General features: G+C 39.0%; 15 protein-coding genes. 4 read left to right on the top strand and 11 right to left on the bottom strand.

The window, feature by feature from the left end; all coding sequences use genetic code 11:
* A partial coding sequence (locus tag EZL74_RS12685) for a DDE-type integrase/transposase/recombinase (RefSeq protein WP_161971736.1) occupies positions 1-480 on the top strand: 480 nt, incomplete at its 5' end.
* Between the two features lie 256 nt (positions 481-736).
* Here EZL74_RS12685 and mnmE read toward each other — a convergent pair.
* The 3 genes from mnmE to EZL74_RS12670 are packed head-to-tail and all read right to left on the bottom strand — an operon-like array spanning position 737 to position 5,325.
* Positions 737-2,134, bottom strand: a complete 1,398-nt coding sequence (gene mnmE, locus EZL74_RS12680) for a tRNA uridine-5-carboxymethylaminomethyl(34) synthesis GTPase MnmE (protein ID WP_131477039.1) — start codon at positions 2,132-2,134, stop codon at positions 737-739.
* A 49-nt stretch (positions 2,135-2,183) separates the two neighbouring features.
* A complete protein-coding gene (locus tag EZL74_RS12675) occupies positions 2,184-4,409 on the bottom strand; it encodes a redoxin family protein (RefSeq protein WP_161971735.1) in 2,226 nt (741 codons plus the stop codon).
* Positions 4,399-5,325 (bottom strand): ABC transporter ATP-binding protein, encoded by a 927-nt coding sequence (locus EZL74_RS12670; RefSeq protein ID WP_131477037.1) that lies wholly within the window; start codon positions 5,323-5,325, stop codon positions 4,399-4,401. The genes EZL74_RS12675 and EZL74_RS12670 overlap by 11 nt, the downstream gene beginning before the upstream one ends.
* 177 nt (positions 5,326-5,502) lie before the next feature.
* On the opposite strand from EZL74_RS12670, the gene EZL74_RS12665 reads away from it, so the two are divergent.
* Entirely contained in the window at positions 5,503-6,336 is an 834-nt protein-coding gene (locus EZL74_RS12665) for a universal stress protein (RefSeq protein ID WP_131477036.1), read from the top strand.
* Positions 6,337-6,395: 59 nt separating this feature from the next.
* Here EZL74_RS12665 and dnaN read toward each other — a convergent pair whose 3' ends face one another.
* The 5 genes from dnaN to EZL74_RS12640 all read right to left on the bottom strand — a co-directional run bounded on the left by dnaN (position 6,396) and on the right by EZL74_RS12640 (position 11,392).
* On the bottom strand, positions 6,396-7,514 hold the full coding sequence (gene dnaN, locus EZL74_RS12660) for a DNA polymerase III subunit beta (protein WP_131477035.1): 1,119 nt from the start codon (positions 7,512-7,514) through the stop codon (positions 6,396-6,398).
* A gap of 62 nt (positions 7,515-7,576) precedes the next feature.
* The gene (gene gldG / locus EZL74_RS12655) at positions 7,577-9,265 is read right to left on the bottom strand and encodes a gliding motility-associated ABC transporter substrate-binding protein GldG (protein WP_131477034.1); all 1,689 of its coding nucleotides are present in this window, start codon (positions 9,263-9,265) and stop codon (positions 7,577-7,579) included.
* The gene (locus EZL74_RS12650) at positions 9,265-10,236 is read right to left on the bottom strand and encodes an ABC transporter permease subunit (protein WP_131477033.1); all 972 of its coding nucleotides are present in this window, start codon (positions 10,234-10,236) and stop codon (positions 9,265-9,267) included. The genes gldG and EZL74_RS12650 overlap by 1 nt, the downstream gene beginning before the upstream one ends.
* 30 nt (positions 10,237-10,266) lie before the next feature.
* The gene (locus EZL74_RS12645; RefSeq protein ID WP_131477032.1) at positions 10,267-10,563 is read right to left on the bottom strand and encodes a putative quinol monooxygenase; all 297 of its coding nucleotides are present in this window, start codon (positions 10,561-10,563) and stop codon (positions 10,267-10,269) included.
* Positions 10,564-10,567: 4 nt separating this feature from the next.
* Positions 10,568-11,392: an SAM hydrolase/SAM-dependent halogenase family protein gene (locus tag EZL74_RS12640; RefSeq protein ID WP_131477031.1), complete on the bottom strand. Its 825-nt coding sequence runs from the start codon at positions 11,390-11,392 to the stop codon at positions 10,568-10,570.
* 134 nt (positions 11,393-11,526) lie between these two features.
* Between EZL74_RS12640 and EZL74_RS12635 the strand changes: the two genes are divergently transcribed.
* Both EZL74_RS12635 and EZL74_RS12630 read left to right on the top strand, forming a co-directional pair.
* Entirely contained in the window at positions 11,527-12,024 is a 498-nt protein-coding gene (locus tag EZL74_RS12635; protein ID WP_131477030.1) for a hypothetical protein, read from the top strand.
* Between the two features lie 20 nt (positions 12,025-12,044).
* Positions 12,045-12,995 carry a PhoH family protein gene (locus tag EZL74_RS12630; RefSeq protein WP_131477029.1) on the top strand — a complete coding sequence of 317 codons (951 nt, stop codon included), beginning with the start codon at positions 12,045-12,047 and terminating at the stop codon, positions 12,993-12,995.
* A 66-nt stretch (positions 12,996-13,061) separates the two neighbouring features.
* Here EZL74_RS12630 and EZL74_RS12625 read toward each other — a convergent pair whose 3' ends face one another.
* The 3 genes from EZL74_RS12625 to EZL74_RS12615 form a co-directional block, all read right to left on the bottom strand.
* Positions 13,062-13,895 (bottom strand): energy transducer TonB, encoded by an 834-nt coding sequence (locus tag EZL74_RS12625; protein ID WP_131477028.1) that lies wholly within the window; start codon positions 13,893-13,895, stop codon positions 13,062-13,064.
* Between the two features lie 172 nt (positions 13,896-14,067).
* The gene (locus tag EZL74_RS12620) at positions 14,068-14,619 is read right to left on the bottom strand and encodes an RNA polymerase sigma factor (RefSeq protein ID WP_131477027.1); all 552 of its coding nucleotides are present in this window, start codon (positions 14,617-14,619) and stop codon (positions 14,068-14,070) included.
* Positions 14,610-15,716 (bottom strand): glycosyltransferase, encoded by a 1,107-nt coding sequence (locus EZL74_RS12615; protein ID WP_131477026.1) that lies wholly within the window; start codon positions 15,714-15,716, stop codon positions 14,610-14,612. The genes EZL74_RS12620 and EZL74_RS12615 overlap by 10 nt, the downstream gene beginning before the upstream one ends.
* Between the last annotated feature and the right edge of the window lie 39 nt (positions 15,717-15,755).

Raw genomic sequence — 15,755 nt, 5'->3', positions numbered from 1 at the left:
CTGAGTTTAATAACCGATGCTTATTCAAGAAAAATAATGGGATATAGTTTTCGTCAGGACCTGGCAGCAGAAGGCTGTATTGAAGCTTTAAAAATGGCATTGAATAACAGACGGTATGGTCAATCGATTATTCATCATTCCGATAGAGGCTCTCAATATTGTTCTCATAACTACGTTGATTTATTAATGAAAAATAATATTGCTATAAGTATGACTGAGAACGGAGATCCCTATGAAAATGCATTGGCAGAGAGAGTTAACGGCATCATTAAAACAGAGTTCAACCTTTACAGTAGCTCATTAGGCTTTGATCAAACAAAACATAGAATAAGTAAAAGCATTGAGTCTTATAATGAACTAAGGCCACATGCCAGTTGTGATTATTTAACCCCTAACCAAGCACATTTACAATCAGAAATATTAAACAAGAGATGGAAAAACTATAATAGAAGTTTTAATCATGAAAAAGCAATTGTATAGCAACTTTAGGATTAAAAAGTATATTTGTATAGCCATAATAGGATTTATTTAATAACCTGTATAGTTATTTTAGGACGGGTCAGGACGGGTCATCCTATATAGCAAAGGCATAGCTAAAGCATACCAAAGGCATAGCTAAAGCATCAAATGTGACAAAAAATGGTATTATACAAATTAGGATAACCGAAATGTTTTTAATGAAACAGAGAAAAGTCCGGTATCCATTATCTATCGGCCTGTCATTTGAAATCTAGACTTACTTTCCGATACAGAAATTAGCAAAAATGTTGCCCAGCAATTCGTCATTGGTCACCTCACCGGTAATTTCGCCGAAATAGTACAAGGCCTGTTTGATGTCGATAGCCATCAAATCAGACGAAAGGTTACTGTCAAGTCCAAAGCGCACTTTTTGAATTTCTTCCAACGCTTTCAACAATGAATCATAATGACGGGTGTTGGTTACAATAGTTTCGTTGTTGCGCAGGGCTCCGGTATTAACAAACGACAGCAATTGGTTTTTCAAATCGTCTATGCCCTGTTTGTCTTTGGCCGAAAGGAGTAAGATATTGGGGATGTTGGTTTTGAGATGAACAACCTGATCATTGGTTAGCTTATCGGCTTTGTTACCAATAACCACCAATGCTTTCAGAGGAAACTGATTTTTTATTTTTTCGAGTTCTATCCACACTTCCTTCAGACTTTCGTCATCGAGCGCCAATTGCGAGCTGTCCATCATGTAAATAATGACTTGTGCCTGCTCTATTTTTTCGAAGGTTTTTTTGATGCCTATGCTTTCTACCACATCTTCGGTTTCGCGAATACCCGCCGTGTCTATAAAACGAAAACCAATGCCGTTAATGACCAACTCGTCTTCAATGGTATCACGGGTGGTTCCGGCTATATCAGAAACTATGGCGCGTTCTTCGTTGAGCAAAGCGTTGAGCAGGGTAGATTTCCCTACGTTGGGTTCGCCCACTATGGCCACCGGTATGCCGTTCTTGATGACATTACCCACAGCAAAGGAATCAATCAGTCGTTTCAGTACAAACTCAATGCGGGTGAGCAATTCTCTGAACTGGCTGCGATCGGCAAATTCTACATCTTCTTCGGCAAAGTCTAATTCGAGTTCAATTAGCGAGGCAAAGTTCAACAGTTCTTCCCTGAGTTTGGCAATTTCATTGCTGAACCCCCCGCGCATTTGCTGCATGGCAATTTGATGACTAGCCTCGTTATCCGAAGCAATTAAGTCGGCCACAGCTTCGGCTTGTGATAAATCGAGTTTGCCATTCAGGAAAGCTCTCAGAGTAAATTCACCCGCTTGCGCCATTCTGCAGCCTTTACGCAGTAACAGTTGTATGATTTGCTGTTGGATAAAGGTTGACCCGTGACACGAAATTTCAATGACATCTTCACCGGTGTACGAATGCGGGTTTTTGAAAATAGACAGCAACACTTGGTCGTATACCTTACCGTCTTCTACAATGTGCCCCAGGTGGATGGTATGCGTTTTTTGGCGGCTCAGGGCTTTACCCGAAACCGATTGAAATACACTTTCTGCTATGGCAATAGCATTTGAACCCGAAATTCGGATAACGGCAATAGCACCGGCCCCCGATGGAGAGGCTAAAGCCACTATAGTTTCCTGTGAAATCATTGTTTACGCATTTGTCGGCAAAGATACTAAATCTATACAAGCGATTTTGTTATTCTTCTTCGGGCAATTGCAGAGCTTTACGCAATAGGATTTCAAACGTGGCTTCATGCGGGAATGGCAGATTGGCGTTGACAAAATTTCCGTTCGGATCAATCAGGATAAACCTTGGGATGGTTACTAAATTGTAGGCTTTGCTGAAAGTATCAGCAGTATTGATGTGCCATTGTATAACCGATTTGGATTTGCTCTTGGCAGCGATATACCATTTTTGAATGTTTTCATCGGTGCTGAGTGCTACAAAACAGATGTTCTCTTTTTTGTACTTTAGTGCAAATTTTTCAAAGTAAGGCGATTGTTGCTTGCACGGCCCACACCAGGTAGCCCATACATCAATGAGTACAAATTTGCCTTTCAGGTCCGTCAGCGTTACCGGTTTTCCCTCTAGGCTTGTAGCTTCAAAAAGCGGTGCTTCTTTGCCTTTGCCCAAGCTTTCGGCCAAACGGTTGATATGGTTGATTTTGCGCTGATAGTTCTTGCTGCTGAACTGATTGATATAAGTAGCCACAAACTGATTGCGATCGGCACTGTTGGACGATTCTTCGATGCTTTTATTCATTTGCCAGTACAACATTTTGTCTTTAAAAGAGCCTTGTTTCATTTTTGAAATAGCCAAAATCGACTTGGTGTTTTCGTCTATATCCTCATGATTATTGGCAATGAGTTGGCTTTTTACATAATCAAAGTATTCGGAGCTGCTCAGCAAACTTTCATCGGTTAGCGACAGTTTACTTTTGATTTCCTTGATGGCCGTTCCTTCCGGGGTTTTTTCGTTAGGATACAAAGCGGCTCTTTTTTTCAAAAATTCATTCCACATATTCAGATAGCGCGTGGTAATGAGCTTTTGGTTGCGCTCGGTGTAGTCGTTTTTCGGAATGTAATTGTCAATAGTTCTGAACTTGTTGGAAGCCGTCATTTCCTCTTTCCAGTCTTTGTATAGGGTTTCGGTGATGATTTGCGGTTTGTCAATATTGATGTTTTCCTGCATGTAATACGAAATCATGCTCCAACTCATTTTGGCATTGGTATCCATCTGATTTTCTGCCAAACGGGTTCCCTTTAAATTGAAATCGGATTTCGGACCATAAATTTTACCATCGAGGTAAATACTGTCTTTAGCCCCGAAGAATACGTTGCCGTTGTACTTTTGATCGACAATAAAACTGTAGTGGTCGGTGATGATTTTTTTGTCAAACACATAATGAAAAGCATTGTTTTTAACCGGGATGATGGCTATTGTATCCTGAACGGTATTGTCAACGATGTAAATGGTATGAATTGGTTCTTCGCTGTCAATCTTGCCGCAAAAAACAGTTTTGTCATAATCAGGCATTTGATTGGGACGCAACAGCCAATAAGTGAAGCCCCCAAAAACAACAACAACCGAAATCAAACTCAACGTTCGGTTCATTTTCCCGAAAAAGGCAGCTTTAAATTCTTTGTGACGGTACCAGTTGAATCCTATGTACAGTAAAATAATGCTGAGGGTGACACCCACATAATCGGTAAAAGTAAACCAATGTCCCAAGTCGCTGCCTTTAGGATGGGCGGCTATTTTGGATAAAATATCATACGGATACCACAACGGTACCAAGTCAAACGGAGCCAGAAAGGCCGTAAGTAATAATCCAAAAAATCCTATGATGATTGACCAGATGAAACTGGAAATCAACACAGAGATTACAAATTGCAGTGCGGTGATTAATAACGAAGCCACAAAAAGACGAGCTATGATGTGTATGATGCCCGATAAAGGGAATTCCATAATAGCCACCTTAGGTACGGTGATGATGAAACTGAGCACCCAGGCACCCAGCATCGAAACTATTATAAAAGCGAGTATCGAAATGAAATTAGCAATCAGTACCGTACAGAACTTAGAAAAGTAAATCGAAAATTTATAGATTGGCTGAGTTTCCATCAATTGCCAACCACCGTTTTTATGGTCCAACTGTGTAATCCGACTTACGGTGATGATGATTAACAACGGAAAAAAGAAATCGGCAAACGGCAAGAGACTGTTTTCGATGAACTTGAGGTAGAAATTAAATGGGAGTTCCGGTTTTATTTCATCGTTGTTGGTAACGATTGAAACGATACAGAACAGCAAAGGCGATATGAGGCCGATTATAGCACTGGTCCAGTAAAAACCGGTGCCTCTTTTTTTGATGTGTTCGGCTTTGAGGGCGGTGATAAAGGAACTGAATTTATTTTTCATAGGTGTTTTTTTCATCGGTTATTGTCATGAACCATTCTTCTAATCCGTCTAAAATCTTGATTTCATACAAGGAGGCGTTTTGAGCAATCAGGTTTTTGATAAAATCGGGGATTTGATCTTTGTTGCCAATCTCCAAAGTGATTTGATTTTGGGCAATAACCGTAACGTTTTCATAAGCTGTACTAAGCTTTTCCTGCCATTGCCGTGCATCGTCTACTGTAACCTGAATTTTGCATAAACCTGCCGCCTTAGACAGTTCCTGCATGGTTCCTTCGAAGCGCAGTTTTCCTTTGCTGATAATGCCTACATGAGTACACATCTTTTCAATTTCGCTTAGTAAATGGCTCGAAACAAAAATAGTGACACCTTTTTCCTGATTGAGTTTGATGAGCAGTTTGCGGATATCAATAATACCATTCGGATCCAGCCCGTTGACCGGTTCGTCGAGCAACAGCAATTCGGGTTCGCTCAATAAGGCCATGGCAATGGCGAGGCGTTGTTTCATTCCCAATGAATACTGTTTGGCTTTGCGTTTCCCGTCTCGGGTTAAATCAACCAATGCCAGTGTTTCGTGAATTTTGTCTTCGGGTATGTTGCGCAGTTTCGCAATATATCGCAGGTTGTCAATACCGCTCAAATGCAGGTACAGTGCAGGCGATTCTACCAGAGAACCAATCTTTGAAAACACCAAAGGGAGCTGTTCTTGTAATGGTTCGTTGAACAGTTTGATGGCGTTTCCCTGTTCCGGGATGATTCCGGTAAGCAGGCGCATGGTGGTGGATTTTCCGGCGCCGTTAGGACCCAAAAAACCATAAATGGAACCTTTGGGCACATTGATGGAAATATTTTCTAAAACCTTTTTATACTTTGAGTACTGAAAGTTGAGCGCATCGGTTTGGATGATATAATCGGTCATGTTTTTGGTTTAGTTTAGCTAATGTAAGGAAAATAATAAAGTAACCGGCCCTGAAACAAAAAAGTACCAATCAATGGGATGACTTTAAATTTTGGTTAAGTAAAGCCAATTAGCTGATAAATATCATTGGAAATGAGTATCTTTAACTGTAATTTTGAAACAAATAAATCGTAGTTTATGAAAAAGATACTCGTTCCGTTAGACTTCACCGAAACCTCGGATAACGCTTTTATATATGCATTGGAGTTGGCCAAATTGTTCAAAGCCGAATTGGTTTTACTGCATACATTTGATTTGCCGATAGTCGACAGCCAGTCGATGCCGATTAATTATGCTACCATTTACGATGCTATTGAGCTGACCAACTTTGAGCATTTCAGAGATAAGATGCCGACGTTGAGAGCCATGGCCGAAGCCCGAAATGCGGAGCATGTTGTGATGAACCATATTTTGATGGATGGCGATTTGGCGTTCAATATTAAAAAAGTTGTGAAACAGGAGCATGCCGATTTTGTAGTCATGGGTACCAAAGGTGCCTCCGGCTGGATTGATTCGTTTATTGGAACCAATACGGCAGCCGTTATATCGGACGTTTCGGTGCCGGTTTTGAGTGTGCCGCTTGAAGCCAAATACACCAAAATAGAAACTATAGCATTCACCACGCGCTTCAGACCGAAAGATATAGAAGCTTTGCAAAAAGTGTTGGCCCTAGCCAAAAAACTGCACGCCAAAGTAAAATGCCTCTACGTAAAAACACCATCGTCTGACGTAACCGAAGAGACCATTAAACGTTGGGAATCCCATTTTGAAGATGAAGAAAATTTACAGTTTTATATCATCCCGAATGAACACGTGAAAACATCTATTGAAGACTTCTTGGTGAATCAGGAAGCTGATATGCTGGCCATGCTCACTTACAAAAGAAACTTCTTTGTAGAGTTGTTCACCAATACCACTACTCAGAAATTGGCGCAAAGTATTAAAACACCCATCTTGGCTTTACACGAATAAAAAGAAAACCGCAATCTCTTTCGAAATTGCGGTTTCTCGGTTATAAAGGTTAGTTTAGATTAGTTGTTGAGCATTACCGGCATTACTAACATGGTAACGGTTTCACCTTCATCTAAGCCGTCAATAGGCGTTAGAATTCCGGCGCGGTTAGGCATTGACATTTCCAACATGATTTCATCCGATTGTAAATTGGTCAACATCTCCGATAAAAATCTTGAGTTGAATCCGATTTGCATGTCGTCGCCTTGGTAATCACAAGTCAAACGCTCTTCGGCTTTGTTCGAGTAATCAATATCTTCGGCAGAAATGTTCAGTTCGGCACCGGCAATTTTTAAACGGATTTGGTGTGTGGTTTTGTTAGAGAAAATCGCAACACGACGCACAGAGTTCAATAAGAGAACGCGGTTAATCATCAATTTATTCGGATTTTCTTTCGGGATAACTGCTTCGTAATTAGGATATTTTCCGTCAATCAAACGACAAGTCAGTACATAACTGTCAAATGAGAACGTAGCGTTTGAATCATTATATTCAATAGTCACGTCTGATTCAGAGGTTCCTAAAATACCCTTTAAAATGTTCAGCGGTTTTTTAGGCATAATGAAATCAGCTACCTGCGATGCTTTAACATCAGTACGGGCGTATTTCACCAGTTTGTGTGCATCAGTAGCCACGAAAATCAAACCTTCCGGAGAGAACTGGAAAAAAACTCCGCTCATTACCGGACGCAAATCGTCGTTTCCTGCGGCGAATATAGTTTTGCTGATGGCTGTGGCCAATACTTCTGAAGGAACTACGGTTGAAGACGGATCATCTAAACTTACTGATTTGGGAAACTCTTCTCCGGGAGCATAAGCAATAGCGTATTTACCCGAATTGGAACTGATTTCAATAGTGTTGTTTTCCTCAACGGTAAAGGTTAACGGTTGCTCAGGGAATGTTTTTAAAATATCCAACAACAATTTTGCCGGAACCGCCACACTGCCTTGGCTGGTTGAATCGATTTCTAAAGTAGCCGACATGGTAGTCTCTAAATCAGAAGCCGAAACAGTTAGGGTTTTATTGTTTAATTCGAATAGGAAGTTATCTAAAATAGGCAATGTATTACTGCTGTTGATAACACTACCCAAAACTTGTAGTTGTTTTAATAAGTATGAACTCGATACTATAAACTTCATTTTTATTTATTTTTTACAAATATATCTTAAACTAACAGATTTCAAAAAGTTTTTTATCAACATTAGCGGCTGTATTTTCGCTTGCGTAAAAAGGTGAAGGCCACACCAAATATCAGAAGGATAACGATTGGTATTGCTACGGTTATCACTTGCGATGTGGTGTAATTTGAATAGACTTTTTCTTTATCCAGAATTGGTAAGTCGACTTCTTTACTGCGAATGTTAATAAGTCCGTTGTCATCCAACAAATAATTGACACAGTTCATGACAAATTCTTTGTTGGCGTACAGGTTGTTTGTCCATTTGTCGTATCCCAGTTCCAATGGTTGAAAATTTTTATCCAGTTGATTTTTAATGACATCCCCATCCGAAATGACAATCATTTTATTGTCTTTGCCTACACTTTTCCATGTAGAATCTTTAAAAGGCAGTATGCGGTTTTCATATACCGAATGGAATTTGCCCTCTAACAAAACAGCCACAGGAAAATTGCCGGTTCCGGTAAATTCCTTCTGTTCCGGTCGTTCCGATACCATTCTCAGATTCACTTCCGAAGGCGTTCCGATGAGTTTAGAGTAAGGGGAAGAGTGCAGTAAAACGGTTTTTTTGATGTCGTTTTTTAAAGGTTCAATCGGACTGCAAAATTCAAATTTAATGCCGTCCAAATTACTTACAATAGGATGTTTGGTTCCTTGCGAAGGATAAATTAAGGGCGAAAAAAACCACGGATACTGAGTATACTGGGTAGCACTTCCTTGTTCTCCCGTTGCCAATGCTATTGGAGTAGCCATAATGTCTTTAATCAAATCGGGGCGCAAACGAATACCGTATTTGAAAAACATATCGTTTAGTCCTAAATCTCTCGGAAAGGCCAGGTTAGCCCCGTTTTGGTTGTACAAACTATCCATTTCCATATTAACCTGATCTACGAGCCAAAGAGTTTTTCCGCCGTTTACAATAAATTGATCTAAAACTTCTTTCTCTTCATCGGTAAACGCTTCAGTGGGTTTGGCAATTACGGCCAAGTCATATTTTTTGAGGTATTTTAAACTTTCTGTTGGGTTTTTAGCCACCGAATCGAGTGTAAAGGTTCCGATGTAGTAATTGTCGCGAACCGATTTTACAAAGTCAGCAATCAGTATGTCGTGCAATTCGCCATTTCCTTTAATCACGGCTACTTTCTTTTGTTTGTCTTTGGCTACAGTGTTGATAGCGTTTGCAAAAGCGTATTCTAAGTGCTGAACAGAGCTTACCACTTTTTCGGCAGTTGAAGCTCCCATCATGTTTTTAAGCAAAGGGACTTTCACCGAACGATTGCCGCAAGTAGCTACCGCCCATGGGAAAACCATTTCCTGAGTTTGTTGTCCTTTGTCGTTTACAGTAACATTGACGGGAGTCATGCCACGTTCCATGAATGACTGCATGGTTTTGTCCTTTTTGTCTTCGTCTTCCAGCGGATTGACAAACTGAAAAATAATATTCGGGTTTTCGGCTTTGAATTCTTCTAAGAGTTGTTGGGTTTCCGTTTGCAGTTTTTTGAATTCTCCCGGAAATTCTCCTTCCAGAAAAACATCAATGTACAGCGGCTCTTTGACTTCGCTTACAATTTCTAAAGATGTTTTGGATAGCGTATATCTTTTATCGGCAGTAAGGTCAAACCGTTTGAAAACAAAATGACCTGCCAAGTTCAGTACCACCACCAAGGCTATTGTGGTTGCTATTTTTTTGAAGTTGTTTTTTGGAGCGCTCATTACGATTTCAAAGATTTTAATTTAAACACGGTAAATGATAAAAACAGAAAAGCCACACTGATAAAATACAGCACATCGCGCGTATCTATCACGCCTCGGGCCATGCTTTTGAAGTGATAATCCATACCAATGCGGGCGACGGCATCTTCAAATCCTTTTAGGAAAACAGAAGCACCTTCGAAACCATAGTAAAACAAAAAACACAAAAACACCGAAAGCAGGAACGCTACAATCTGGTTTTCGGAAAGGGTAGAGGTAAAGATACCGATGGCAGTATAAGCGGCAATCAGAAACAGTAAACCAAAATAGGAACCCATAGTGCTGCCCATATCAATGTTTCTTAATTCAAAAAAGGGAAAACTTATGAAAATAAGCAGATTTAAAAGAATCAAGATGTTAATTATTAATAATATGAATTCAAAAGCCTTCGATTTTTTAGAAATTGAAACTCTAAAATTTACTAGAATCATATTTATCCATGAAATAATTGATTCAGTTATTATTTTAACTATTTTTTTTCTAATGATAATTATGTATAATGCAAGAATCAAAAATCTTACAACTACACTGAACGTTGATATATCGTTATTTGTCATGCCTAAATTTGATACCACAACAACATAAATAAGAGTTGGTATTATAGCCATAACAATCAATACCAAGGCGGCTAAAAACTTCCCGTTTACAATTTGCCAAACCGATAAGGGTTTGGTCAGCAAAAGTTCAATGGTGCCCTGTTTCTTTTCATCTGAAAAACTCCGCATGGTTACTGCCGGAATCAGGAAAATTAATATCCAAGGAGCCAGAGTGAAGAACGGACTTAAATCGGCAAACCCACTTTGTAATATGTTGTATTCACCATCAAAAACCCAAAGGAACAGCCCGTTGAGCAATAAAAAGATGGCAATCACCAAATACCCTATGGGCGAACCGAAAAAGGATTTTATTTCTCGTAATGCAATTGATTTCATTGTATTTTTTCTTTTTTACTCAATATTAACTTAAGGCAAACTAACCACTTTATCTACACTCCAGGCTTCGGGTTTGCCGTTGAACAGTTTTTTGGTGAATGTCCAAACCTCGTCAAATAAGGCCGAAGTTCTATAGTTTTCCAAATCCTGTTCGGTTTCCCAAAAACTGTAGGTAAAGAAAATGCACGGATTGTTTTTGTCCTGATACAGTTCTAAAAAACGATTGCCTTCGGCACCGCGAATCTTTTCTTTCATCACATCAAAATTTTCTAAAAATTTCGGGATGTGCTTTTCATGAAAGCTCATTTTTACTATTCTGATAAACATTTTTTTAATTTTTAAAATCAATAGTTACACCGTCACGGTAATTCAGTCCCAATAAAGATGAAGCCGAACCTACATTGTCGGGGTTGCTTCTGAAGATGGCGATTTCCAAAAAGCCCGCTTCGTTGAAAATTGCTAGTTTTTCACCTTCGTAATATTTCAGCGGGTATTTTTCCGATATCTTAATATCAGAGTATTTGGGCAATATGGTTTTGATGGTTTGATTTTTAAATCGGATTTCATACGGTCGGCCTTTCCCCATTTCCAGAAATAATTTTTTAGAGATGTTGGTTACCACATTGCCGTAATGATCGATGTAAATCACATATCCTTTGATTTGATTATCCTGAACTACTGCCTGTAACTCGGTTACTTCTTTGATGGTTTTAATTTCTTTCCCAATGACGTTCAGCAAACCACCTTTGGCCAAATGACAGGCTACCTTAACAAACACATCCAAATCGGTAGCATCGCTTGGTAAACGGTCGTGAATGTTGATGGTGACTAACTTTTGAGGTACGATTTTTTGAATCAGCATGCTTAGGATTCCGTTATCGGCGCAAAGAAAGTATTGGTCGTTCCATTGCATGGCGATGTGTTGGTTTTCGATATTCAATTCGATGTCCACACCAATTAAATGAACGGTTCCCTTAGGGAAACTACTGTAGGCAGCACCAATGATGTAAGCGGCTTCGGCCACATTAAACGGGTCTATGTCATGAGAAATATCAATAATCGTAGCTTCGCGAAATTCTGATAGCAATTTACCTTTCAAAGCACCCACGAAGTGGTCTTTCAGTCCGTAATCGGTCGTTAAGGTGATTATTGACATAGATTGTTTATAACTTGATTGAAATTAGGATTACAAAATTGTAAAACCTATTCTTTTATTTGATTAAATTTGGATACAAAGCTAATTTATTTTAGCATTGATTGAATAGATTTTTTACCAACTTAACATTATCTATGAATAGATTTTTTTTTGCATTGACCTTTTTTTTCTTTTTTATTTCAAATACATTTTCTCAAACCTTAGTATACAAATCCAATGGAAGAGTTTACAACATCGGGAGAGAAAAATTAACTCCGAAAGAAGTTCGTGAAATTTTATCCGTCGATAAGAAAAATTTAGATTTATACAATTCGGGAAGAAGTAAGAAGACCATAGGGAATGTATTGATGGTAAGCGGCTTGGGATTAATGTCTGTAGATTTGATTAACGGAGCTATGAATACTTCAGAGACCAACTCACATCCGTATCCTAGTGCTCTAACTTTTGTTGGTGCTGCTTTTATTGTTGCATCAATTCCGATAAAAATCGGTTTTTCTAAAAAAGTAAAAACAGCTGTTGACGGTTTCAATAAACTGTCCCCAAACGGAAATACTGCTGATATTTCAAACAATAAAGAGTTGGAATTTATTGCTAATACACACGGATTAGGATTTCGACTGACACTGAATTAATAATTTTAATACTACTGCTTTTGAACGAACGTATCATTGAATTACACGACATCGCACCCAAAGAATTTTGGGGCGCTCAAGATGCCCATCTTGAAACTATTAAACGGTATTATCCAAAACTCAAAATTGTCGCTCGTGGTACAACGCTGAAGGCTTTTGGCGAAAAAGAAGAACTCGATGAGTTTGAAAATCGCTTTAACCGACTGATGTTGCATTTTACACGCTACAACAATATTGATGACAACGTCATTGACCGCGTGATACAAAGCAATTCACATGAAGAGCAACGCATGCCGGATCATGATAAAATTTTGGTGCACGGATTGGGAGGGAAGCTGATTAAAGCGATGACTCCAAACCAACAAAAGTTGGTAGAATTTGTTCAAAAAAACGATATGGTGTTTGCCGTTGGCCCGGCCGGAACCGGAAAGACGTACACCGGAGTTGCTTTGGCAGTAAAAGCTTTGAAAGAGAAACAGGTCAAACGAATCATCTTAACGCGTCCGGCAGTAGAAGCAGGGGAGAACCTCGGTTTTTTACCCGGTGATATGAAGGAAAAATTAGATCCCTATATGCAACCTTTGTACGATGCTTTACGTGATATGATTCCCCCGCAAACCTTGGAAGATTACATTTTGAAAGGAATCATTCAAATTGCGCCTCTGGCGTTTATGCGTGGTAGGACATTAGACAACGCTTTTGTGATTTTGGATGAAGCACAGAATACGACTCATTCGCAAATGAAAATGTTTCTGACTCGTATGGGCAAAAATGCCAAGTTCATCATTACGGGCGACCCGGGACAGGTGGATTTGCCGCGCAGAACCATTTCGGGATTAAAGGAAGCTTTATTGGTATTGAAAGACATCGAAGGCATCGGAATCATTTATCTGGATGATAAAGACATCGTGCGTCACCGCTTAGTGAAAAAAGTGATAGATGCTTACAAGAGTATTGAAAATCACGATTAATCAAAATTAAAACCCTGTCAGTTATCAAACCGGCAGGGTTTCTTTTTATATTTTAATTTTTGAATTTTAGTAGTTGACTCTGATGGGTTGTACATAAAGCGTGCGTACTTTTTCGCCGTCCTTGTAGCCCGGAGCCCATTTGGTTTTTAGAGATTTCAATACTTTAATAGCCGCTTTTTCCAGTTCTTTGTCAGTACTGCGGAGTATTTTTATGTCGGTCATGCTGCCGTCTTTTTCTATTACAAATGACATGATGACTGTCATTGTTGCAACATCGCTATCGGTTTCCGGTTTGTCAATATGTTCGCCAATGTAACGGTGAAACGCTTTGATGCCGCCCGGAAACTCAGGAAGCCTGTCCAATTCGTTCGTGGTGTTTACAATATTTTCTTTTTTTTCACCATCTTCCGTCCCTGCTGATTTTGTTCCCGGTTCAGCTGAGGTAACCATACCGATTCCGCTTGCATTACTGCCATTGGGATTTGAGTTTTCAGGGGAGTTGTTTTTAATTTCCTTATTGGACTTCACATCATCCGGGTTGTCATTTGACTTAACGATGATTGGATTTTTCAATTCCTTATTTTCGATTTTTTTAGCCGGTTTATCTTTCAAGGGAATTGCTATATCCTTTTTCGGGCTGTCGTTTTTGGGAGGATGGATTTCACTTAATCGTATTAGCAGTGCATCATCAATAATGGGTTCGGTTACCGATTTTTCACCGAAAGAAGTCAGGAACAAGCCTAAGCCGATAACCGTTAAGAAAAAGAATGCGCCGCCAAGCAAAGCTAAAAGAGAAGTCTTGGAATTTTCCTGCCGCAATTGGTAGGCACCATAAGCTTTGTTTTTGCCTTCAAAAACCAGATCAATCCAGTTTTTGTCATAGATACTAACGTTTGACATAATAAAATTGTTTTAGAGTTAGGTATCTGTGTTACATAAGCGAGAGGATTTACTTATATAACGGTGCTGAAATAAAAAAAGTATGTAGTTTGTTAATAATTTTGAATAAAAATTAATAATATCCTTAAAATGATGGAATATAAAAGAAATTTTAAGAGATGTGAATGCGGGATTATTTGGTGTTCTCTATGATTTCGGCCAATAATTTCTTGGCTCTGAGCAATTTGATTTTAACATTACTCAGTGGTTCGCCGAGATGCTCAGCAATTTCCTGATAACTCATTTCCTGAAAATAACGCAGCTGGATGACCTCCTGATAGTGCGGTTTTAATTCTTTGATGAATTGCAATAAACGCGACAGGTTTTGCTCTGTAATCAATTCGTCTTCGGCAGATGGCGAGCTGTCGGCTATATTATAGGCCTGTTGGTCTTCTTCATCGGTGATTTCTACAAATAAAGTAGATTTCTTTTTGCGAAGCAAATCAATATGAACATTTTTAGCAATGGCAATCAACCAAGTGTTAAATTGAAATTCAGGATTGTAGGTGGCAATTTTATCAAAAGCCTTAGAAAATGTTTCTATGGTAATGTCTTCCGAATCAGTTTCGTTTTCTGTTCGTTTGAGCATGAAGCCGTATACTTCGTTCCAATAATGGTCGAGCAAAAAAGTGAACGCTACCTGATCACCTTTCTTGGCTTTTTCTATGTATTTGTTTATTTCCAATGCACCGGTTTTGAGAAAGTATTCGTGATGAATACATTCAGTTGTGTGAAAATCAGAACGATTTCAATGATAGGAAACCAATACATTACGTCTTTTTCTTTTAGTTTTCCGGCAGCAAATCCCATGGTTAGCCAGGCAAAAAGATACCGGAATCCGGTTATGCTGACTACGGCTATCCACTGAAATTGAAAAGCCAGCAAGATGATGGGTAGTATGATAAACAACAATTGGGAAGCATAAAACAAGCCCAATTGATTTCGGTCAAAAAGTTTGTAGTGTTTGGCGGTTGATACGTGACGACGTTTTTGAGTAAACCAATCTTTGAACGTTTTTTTAGGTTCCGAATAAGTGAAACTTTCGGGCAAATAACAAATGGTTGTATTGTCACCGGTTGCTGCCTGATTGATGAATAAATCGTCATCTCCTGAGCGTATTTTCATGTGATCCATAAAACCTCTTACTTTGAAAAACTCATCGCGGCGATAGGCCATATTGCGCCCTACACCCATATACGGTTTTCCTATTTTGGCCCAGGAAAAATACTGTGTAGCGGTAAGTAATGTTTCAAAGCGAATGATTTTGTTCAGAAACGAATTGGTAATTTTATCATAAGCTCCATATCCTAAAACAATGGTTTTACTCATGGTGAATTGGGAACTCATACTCGAAATCCAGTCTTTGGAAACCGGATGACAGTCGGCATCGGTAAACAATAAATAATCATATTTAGCTGCTTTGATACCCAGTGTCAGAGCAAATTTTTTATTGCCCCAAAACGCTTCGTTGTTTTCAACTTTGACCAATTTTACATTGGGATATTGCTTTTCGAATTCTTCAAAAATTTCCAAAGTATTGTCGCTTGAAGCATCGTCTATCAAAACAATTTCAAAAGTAGCATAATCCTGTTCGGCCAATAGCGGCACAAACTTCTTCACGTTTTCTTCCTCGTTTTTAGCACAAACAATTACCGAAACGGGAATTCTTTTCGGGGTATTAACCTGAGGTTTAGCAAATGAAAATTTGCCAAAAATTACGATATAATACAAAAACTGAACAACAACAACGGCGATGAATAAACAGAAAACAGATAGTAACATAATGCTTTTTCGTCTTTTAAAAAGGTCTGCAAATGTACA

The organism is Flavobacterium silvisoli (assembly GCF_004329815.1).
GTDB lineage: Bacteria > Bacteroidota > Bacteroidia > Flavobacteriales > Flavobacteriaceae > Flavobacterium > Flavobacterium silvisoli.
Note: the sequence above shows the minus strand (reverse complement) of the source record. Positions and strands in the feature narration are given on the sequence as shown.

What these genes read in the sequence shown, in the direction of transcription:
- EZL74_RS12640 (WP_131477031.1), bottom strand. Translation starts at nt 11,392, where the DNA reads ATGTCAATAATCACCTTAACGACCGATTACGGACTGAAAGACCACTTC.
- EZL74_RS12665 (WP_131477036.1), top strand. Translation starts at nt 5,503, where the DNA reads ATGAAAAAGATACTCGTTCCGTTAGACTTCACCGAAACCTCGGATAAC.
- EZL74_RS12670 (WP_131477037.1), bottom strand. Translation starts at nt 5,325, where the DNA reads ATGACCGATTATATCATCCAAACCGATGCGCTCAACTTTCAGTACTCA.
- mnmE (WP_131477039.1), bottom strand. Translation starts at nt 2,134, where the DNA reads ATGATTTCACAGGAAACTATAGTGGCTTTAGCCTCTCCATCGGGGGCC.
- EZL74_RS12650 (WP_131477033.1), bottom strand. Translation starts at nt 10,236, where the DNA reads ATGAAATCAATTGCATTACGAGAAATAAAATCCTTTTTCGGTTCGCCC.
- dnaN (WP_131477035.1), bottom strand. Translation starts at nt 7,514, where the DNA reads ATGAAGTTTATAGTATCGAGTTCATACTTATTAAAACAACTACAAGTT.
- EZL74_RS12625 (WP_131477028.1), bottom strand. Translation starts at nt 13,895, where the DNA reads ATGTCAAACGTTAGTATCTATGACAAAAACTGGATTGATCTGGTTTTT.
- EZL74_RS12615 (WP_131477026.1), bottom strand. Translation starts at nt 15,716, where the DNA reads ATGTTACTATCTGTTTTCTGTTTATTCATCGCCGTTGTTGTTGTTCAG.
- gldG (WP_131477034.1), bottom strand. Translation starts at nt 9,265, where the DNA reads ATGAGCGCTCCAAAAAACAACTTCAAAAAAATAGCAACCACAATAGCC.
- EZL74_RS12645 (WP_131477032.1), bottom strand. Translation starts at nt 10,563, where the DNA reads ATGTTTATCAGAATAGTAAAAATGAGCTTTCATGAAAAGCACATCCCG.
- EZL74_RS12635 (WP_131477030.1), top strand. Translation starts at nt 11,527, where the DNA reads ATGAATAGATTTTTTTTTGCATTGACCTTTTTTTTCTTTTTTATTTCA.
- EZL74_RS12675 (WP_161971735.1), bottom strand. Translation starts at nt 4,409, where the DNA reads ATGAAAAATAAATTCAGTTCCTTTATCACCGCCCTCAAAGCCGAACAC.